Source organism: Pseudonocardia pini (assembly GCF_013870575.1).
Taxonomy (GTDB): Bacteria; Actinomycetota; Actinomycetes; order Mycobacteriales; family Pseudonocardiaceae; genus Pseudonocardia; species Pseudonocardia pini.
In genome coordinates this window covers 1-6,605 of sequence record NZ_JACBXB010000275.1, presented here as the reverse complement: position 1 = coordinate 6,605, position 6,605 = coordinate 1, and the positions used below count along the sequence as shown (strand labels likewise).

The window sequence follows — 6,605 nt, the reverse complement described above, 5'->3', positions numbered from 1 at the left end:
CGCGGACGCCCCCGAGCTGCGGCTGCGGGGGGTCGTGCTCGCGGCCGCGGCGCTCTGCGGGGTGGCCGAGGCCTGCCGGGACCGCTCCGCCGAGTACGCGAAGACCCGCACGCAGTTCGGGCAGCCGATCGGGGTGTTCCAGGCCGTGAAGCACCGCTGCGCGGAGATGGCGACACGCTGCGAGGCCGCGATGTCGCTGACCTCGTACGCCGCGCTCGTGCTGGCCGAGGGCAGGCCCGACGCGGCCTTCCAGGTGTCGTCGGCGAAGCTGGTGGCCTCGGCCGCGGCCATCGACAACGCGGCCGACGACGTGCAGAACCACGGCGGCATGGGCTTCACCGACGAGAGCGGCGCCCACCTCTACGTCCGTCGCGCCCGCCTGCTCGAGCAGTGGTTCGGTGGCACCCCGCGCCTCTCGACCGAGCTGCTGGCCGAGCCCGCGCCGCGGTGAGCCGCTCCGGAGCCCCCGTCCGGGGGCTCCGGAGCGGGACGGGCTAGCGGAGCCCGCGGTCGGCCATCTGCTGGGGCACGGTGCGGTACTCGGGCATCAGGTGGCCCCGGCGCAGCCAGTTCCCGCCGTCGACGACCAGGGTGTGCCCGGTGATGTAGGCGGCGTCGTCGGACGCGAGGAACACCGCGGCCTTGCCGAGCTCGTGCACCTCGCCCGCCCGGCCGAGCGGCACGGTCCGCGCCGCCCGCTCCCGGGCGCCGTCGAGGTTCTCCTCGGAGTGCATCTGCGACTGCACGGTCGGGTTGGGGAAGACGCCGGGAGCGATCCCGTTGACCCTGATGCCGTGGCCCGCCCACTCCACCGCGAGCGTCTGGGTCATGTTGGCCACGCCCGCCTTGGCCGCCGAGGAGGCCGCGACGCCGGGGCAGCCGGTGTAGATGTGGGTGGAGACGACGTTGAGGATGACGCCGGGGGTGCCCGCGTCGATCCAGTGCCGCGCGGCCGCCCAGGAGCACAGGAAGGTGCCGTTGAGGACGATGTCGACGATCGTCCGCCAGCCGTTCGGCGTGTACTCCTCCGCCGGGACCACGAAGTTGCCCGCGGCGTTGTTGACCAGGACGTCCAGCCGTCCGTGCGTGGCCACGACGTCGGCGACCATCGCCTGCACCGAGTCGGCGTCGCGGATGTCGCACACCTGCGCCGACGCCGCGCCGCCCGCCTCCTCGATCGCGCGCACCCCCGCGTCGAGGTTCTCGCGCTTGCGGGAGGCCACCACGACGTGGGCGCCCTCGCGCGCCAGCTCGAGGGCCACACCCAGCCCCAGGCCGGTGCCACCTCCGGTGACGATCGCGACACGATCCGAGAACGCGCCCACCTCGACCACTTCCTTCCGGGTTCGGCAGCACGCCGTCGAGCCGCTGCCCCTTGTCCGTACCACCTAGGGGAAATACAGTCTACTCATATCGAGTAGACGTCACGTCCCGAGTTCGAGGAGTGTCACCGTGGACCCGTCGCCGGCCCGCCCCCTGCCGCAGCCCACGTTGGCCAGCGGACCGTTCTGGGCGTCCGGTGCGGACGGCGTCCTGCGCATCACGCAGTGCGGCTCCTGTGGCCGGCTGTTCCACCCGCCGCTGCCGTCCTGCCCGACCTGCCGCAGCGCGGAGGTCGCCCTCACCGCGGTGTCCGGCCGCGCGACCGTCGTCGCGGTGACGGTCACCCACCAGGCCTGGCAGCCCGCCTTCCCGCCCCCGTACGCCGTGGCGATCGTCGCGATCGAGGAGGACGACCGCGCCCGGCTCACCACGAACGTCGTCGGCGTCGATCCCGCCGAGGTGCGGATCGGCATGCGCGTCAGGGTGCGGTTCGAGCAGCACGAGGAGGTCTGGCTACCTCTTTTCGAGCCGGACGAGGTGACCGAGCGGGAGCAGGGTCCCGGCCCGATCCCGCCGGTACGGGACGTGACCCCCGCCCTGCGCCGCATCACCGCGGGCGGGCGCGCGGACCGGTTCGAGAACCGGGTCGCGTTGACCGGGGTCGGCCAGTCCCGGTCGGGCAGGCGGCTGATGGTCGATCCCCTGTCCCTCACCGTCGAGGCCTGTCGCCGCGCGGTCGCCGACGCGGGCCTGGACTTCGACGACATCGACGGGCTCTCGACCTACCCGGGCCCGTCGCCGAACGTCGGGATGACGGAGGGCGGGGTCACCGCGGTCTCCGAGGCGCTCGGTCTGACGCCGGTCTGGGTCAACGGCGCGGCGGAGACCCCGGGACAGGCGGGCTCCATCATCACCGCCATGCTCGCCGTGGCGTCGGGCCTCTGCCGCCACGTGCTCTGCTTCCGCACCATGTGGGAGGCGTCCCTGGCGTCGATGCAGCGCTCCGGGGCGTGGCACACCACGACGTCGCGGGCCACCGGCATCCAGGAGTGGCGGCTGCCGTTCGGGGCCGGGTCCGCGGCCCAGTGGATCGGCATGCACGCCTCGAACTACCTGCACCGGTACGGCGTCGGCCGCGAGGCGTTGGGCGCCATCGCCGTCAACGCGCGTGCGGGGGCGAGCCGCAACCCGGAGGCGATCTACCGGGACCCGATCACCATGGACGACTACCTGTCCGCCCGCATGGTCTCCACGCCGTTCGGCCTCTACGACTGCGACGTCCCGGCCGACGGGGCCGTCGCGGTCATCGTCTCCGCGATCGACGCGGTGCCGGACCTGCGGTCGACCCCCGTGCTGGTCGAGGCCGTCGGCACGCAGATCCTGGAACGGGTCTCCTGGGACCAGGACACCCTCTCGCACATGCCGCAGGCCCGCGGACCCGCCGCCCACCTGTGGACCCGCACCGACCTGACACCGGACGACGTCGACCTCGCGCTGCTCTACGACGGCTTCACCTTCAACGCGCTGACCTGGATCGAGGCCCTCGGCTTCTGCGGTCTGGGCGAGGCGACCGACTTCCTCGCGGGCGGCAAGACCATCGCGCTCGACGGCACGCTCCCCCTCAACCCGCACGGTGGTCAGCTCTCCGCGGGCAGGCTCCACGGCTACGGCTTCGTGCGCGAGGCCATGCTGCAGCTGCGGAGCGAGGCGCACGGCCGCCAGGTGGCCGACGCGAACGTCGCCGTGGTGACCAACGGCGGGGGGATCCCGTCGGGCGCGATGCTGCTGCGCCGGGCCTGATCGTCCCGTCCTGGCCGGCGTCGCCCCGTCGGCCGGACGGGCCCGGTCAGACGCCCCGGAAGACCCCGCCGTCGACGCGCAGGGTCTCGCCGGTGACGAAGCTCGCCGCGTCGCTGCAGAGGTACGTGACGGCCGAGACGACGTCCTCGACCGCGCCCGTCCGGTGCACCGACTGCCGCGACGTCACGAACTCCTGCAGCAGCTCCGCCGGGAGGTCGGCCACCGCGCTCTCCGTGGCCATCAGCCCCGGCGCGACGGCGTTGACGCGGATGCCCGCATCGCCGAGCTGGGCCGCGAACGCCGTGGTCAGGCCGCGGACGGCAAGTTTCGACACGCCGTAGGGGCTCACGACCTGGTAGCTGGAGAGCGACGACAGGTTGACCACCGCCCCCCGCCCCGCGCGGCCCATCGACTCCGCGCAGGCCAGCGTGCAGTGGACGACGCCGAGCACGTTGACGTCGAAGAGCCTGCGGATCTCGTCGGTCGGCAGCTTCGCGAACGGCAGGTTGTAGCGCGTGAGGTGGAGCCCGGCGTTGTTGACGAGGATGCCGATCTCGCCGAGCTCACCCACGGTGTGCTCCACGGCCGACGCCACGGAGTCCGGGTCGGCGACGTCGCACTCGAGGCCGACGACCCGCCCACCCGCGGCGCGCAGCTTCTCCGCCGCCTCCTGCACCGCCGCGGTGTCGACGTCGACCATCGCCACCGCGGCCCCCTCCGCGACGAACGCCTCGGCGAACGCGGCGCCGAACCCGCGCGCCGCGCCCGTGACGAACGCGACGCGACCCTCGAACCGGCGGAGCAGGGAAGTCGACATCGATGACGCCTCCGGTGGTGTGGACTTCGGTGTCTCAGCGCTGATCTCGGGGACGGTCAGGAGGTCCTGCTCCTCCCCGTGGTCGACGTGGAGCGCGGGATGGCCGAGCGGCACCGGGTTCAGAGTCTCGGTGAGGAGATGCCGAGACAGTGCTGCCGCGTGTTGAAGCGCTACCGCGTGTTGAAGCGCAGCGCCCCGTCGATGCGGATGACCTCGCCGTTGAGGTAGTCGTTCTCGGCGATGTCGACCGCGAGGCGGGCGTACTCGCTCGGCGCGCCCATCCGCTTGGGGTTGGGCACCGTCGGGCCGAACTTGGCCTGCGCCTCCTCCGCGCTCATCCGGTAGGCCGGGGTGAGGAACACCCCCGGCGCGATCGACATGACGCGGATGCCGACGGGGGCGAGGTCCCGTGCGGCGGTGAGGTTCAGGCCGATGACCCCGCCCTTCGCGGCGGAGTAGTCCGTCTGCCCCGGCGCACCCTCCAGCCCGGCGATGCTCGCGGTCGTGATGATCACGCCGCGCTGCCCGGAGTCGAGGGTGTCGGTCTGCGCCATGGCCTCGGCGGCCTGGGCGAGGACGTTGAACGTGCCCGTGAGGAAGATGTCGACGGTCTTGCGGAAGGTGGCCAGCGGATAGCGCTTGCCCGCACGGTCGATGACCCGCGCGCCCGCCGCGGGCCCGCCGTGGACGATGACGGCGACCCGCAGGGGGCCGAGCTCGCCCGCGGCGGCGATGGCCGCCTCGACCGACTCCTCGTCCGTGACGTCGGTGGGGACGAAGCGCGCCCGCTCCTCACCCAGGTCCGCCGCCAACGCCTTGCCGCGGTCCTCCGCGAGGTCGGCGATGACGACGTTCGCCCCCTTGTCGACGAGCCTCCGGACGGTGGCCTCCCCGAACCCGCCCGCACCACCGGTGACGATGGCGGAAACGCCCGTGAGTTCCATTGCTGCTCCTTCGTCTGCGTTCTCCTCGCGGGAGAACGTCGAACACTCGAGTGGTCGGACCGTCAGCCGCGGCGGCCCGCGGCCTCCGCCCGGGCACGCTTGCGCGCCCGGTAGTCCTCTCCGCCGAACAACGCGACCTGCGAGACGAGCTCGGTGTGCATGGCGTTCTGCAGCTCGCCGCGCCACATGCCGTCGACGGAGCTCTTGATCATCGACAGGGCGTCGCTCGGCTTGTCGGCGAGCTCCGCCGCGAACGCGGCGGCCACGGCGTCGAGCTCCTCGCGGGGCACGACCTCGTCGACGAGACCCCAGGCCAACGCCTTCGTCGCGTCGACCGGCCTGCCCGTCATCAGCATCCACTTGGCCCGCGACGGTCCCGCGAGCATCGTCGCCAGCGCGGACCCCCCGGTGTCGGTCATGAGCCCGTAGCGGATCTCGGGGAACGCCATCCGCAGGTCCTCCGCCGCGATCCGGACGTCCGCGGTCAGCGCCATCTCCAGACCACCGCCGAGGACGTTGCCCTGCAGCGCCGCGACGACGGGCTTCGACGAGCCCAGCTGGGTCTCCCTGATCTGCTGGTGGCGGCGGATGAACGACAGGTCGCCCTCCCCCGCCACCCGCTCACCGAGCTGCGAGGTGTCGCGCCCCGAGCAGAACGACCGGCCCTCGCCCCTGATGAGGATGACCCGCGCCGCGGGGTCGGCCAGCACGGCGTCCCAGGTCTCGACGAGCAGGTCGTGGGTCTCGTCGTCGACGGCGTTGTGCCGCGCGGGTCGGTTCAATGAGATCGTCGCCACGCCGTCCGCGACGACGTACCGCACCTTCGGCTCTCCCTCTGCGTGCACGCTCATGCGTCACTCCTCCTCCGGGCACCCGTCCGGCGCCGGTGTCGTGCCCCGCCGCTCTGGCAGCACGGTCTCCGTCGTGCGGTCGCCGACCGTCCGGTCATCCGCCCATCGCCTCGAACAGGACCCAGCCCTTGTCGGCCTCCGCCTGGGGAGCCCGGACCCAGCCGCTGGAGGCCCACGTGCCGCCGTCGACCGGGATCGTGACCCCGGAGACGTACCGGGCCATGGGCGAGCAGAGGAACGCGACGACGTCGCCGCACTCGTCGACGTGGCCCTCCCTGCCGAGCGGGATGTAACCCTCCAGGCCCGCCTGCTCGCGGGGACCGCGCTGCCGCATCGCGGCCGGGTCGACGGGTCCGGTGCGGACCCCGGAGTTGCCCGCGGTGCGGGTGAGGTCGGGGGCGATGGCGTTGACGCGGATCCCGTGCTCGCCGAGCTCGACGGCCATCGAGCGCGTGAAGTTGACCATGCCCGCCTTGCAGGCGGCGTACACGGCGAAGGTCGGAGCCGCTCGGCTCGCCTCGATGCTCGCGACGTTCACGATCGACCCGCCGCGGCCACCGCGCACCATCGCGTGCGCGGCGTGCCAGGTGGCGGCGAGCACGCTGGTGAGGTTGATGTCGATGTGCCGCCGCCAGCTCCGCTCGCTCTGGTCGAGGAAGCGCCGCTTGCGCACCCCACCGGCGTTGTTGACGAGGATGTCGACCCGGCCGAAGCGCTCCTCCGCCGCCGCGACGGCCGCCGCGACCTGGGCCGTGTCCATCACGTCGGTCGGCACGACGAGCGCCTGACCACCCCGCTCGTGGATCATCGCGGCGGTCTGCTCGCCCCGGGCCGCCTCGATCTCGACGACGACGACCGCGGCCCCCCGTG

The 6,605-nt window shown here is 73.0% G+C and carries 7 protein-coding genes; 2 read left to right on the top strand and 5 right to left on the bottom strand.

Annotated elements, in window-relative coordinates; translation table 11 throughout:
* Positions 1 to 451: acyl-CoA dehydrogenase family protein (locus H5J29_RS16655; protein WP_281376011.1), on the top strand; the 451-nt coding region annotated here is incomplete at its 5' end.
* A gap of 43 nt (positions 452 to 494) precedes the next feature.
* Here H5J29_RS16655 and H5J29_RS16650 read toward each other — a convergent pair.
* The gene (locus H5J29_RS16650; RefSeq protein WP_220187512.1) at positions 495 to 1,325 is read right to left on the bottom strand and encodes an SDR family oxidoreductase; all 831 of its coding nucleotides are present in this window, start codon (positions 1,323 to 1,325) and stop codon (positions 495 to 497) included.
* A gap of 127 nt (positions 1,326 to 1,452) precedes the next feature.
* On the opposite strand from H5J29_RS16650, the gene H5J29_RS16645 reads away from it, so the two are divergent.
* Positions 1,453 to 3,123 (top strand): thiolase C-terminal domain-containing protein, encoded by a 1,671-nt coding sequence (locus H5J29_RS16645; protein WP_181781875.1) that lies wholly within the window; start codon positions 1,453 to 1,455, stop codon positions 3,121 to 3,123.
* A 46-nt stretch (positions 3,124 to 3,169) separates the two neighbouring features.
* Here the strand turns inward: H5J29_RS16645 and H5J29_RS16640 are convergent, their stop codons facing one another.
* From H5J29_RS16640 to H5J29_RS16625, 4 genes are all read right to left on the bottom strand, one after another.
* On the bottom strand, positions 3,170 to 3,940 hold the full coding sequence (locus tag H5J29_RS16640) for an SDR family NAD(P)-dependent oxidoreductase (RefSeq protein ID WP_181781874.1): 771 nt from the start codon (positions 3,938 to 3,940) through the stop codon (positions 3,170 to 3,172).
* Between the two features lie 170 nt (positions 3,941 to 4,110).
* Positions 4,111 to 4,884, bottom strand: a complete 774-nt coding sequence (locus H5J29_RS16635; protein ID WP_181781873.1) for an SDR family NAD(P)-dependent oxidoreductase — start codon at positions 4,882 to 4,884, stop codon at positions 4,111 to 4,113.
* Positions 4,885 to 4,946: 62 nt separating this feature from the next.
* Complete coding sequence (locus H5J29_RS16630) at positions 4,947 to 5,735, bottom strand: enoyl-CoA hydratase/isomerase family protein (protein WP_181781872.1); 789 nt, start codon at positions 5,733 to 5,735, stop codon at positions 4,947 to 4,949.
* A 94-nt stretch (positions 5,736 to 5,829) separates the two neighbouring features.
* A partial coding sequence (locus H5J29_RS16625; RefSeq protein ID WP_181781871.1) for an SDR family NAD(P)-dependent oxidoreductase occupies positions 5,830 to 6,605 on the bottom strand: 776 nt, incomplete at its 5' end.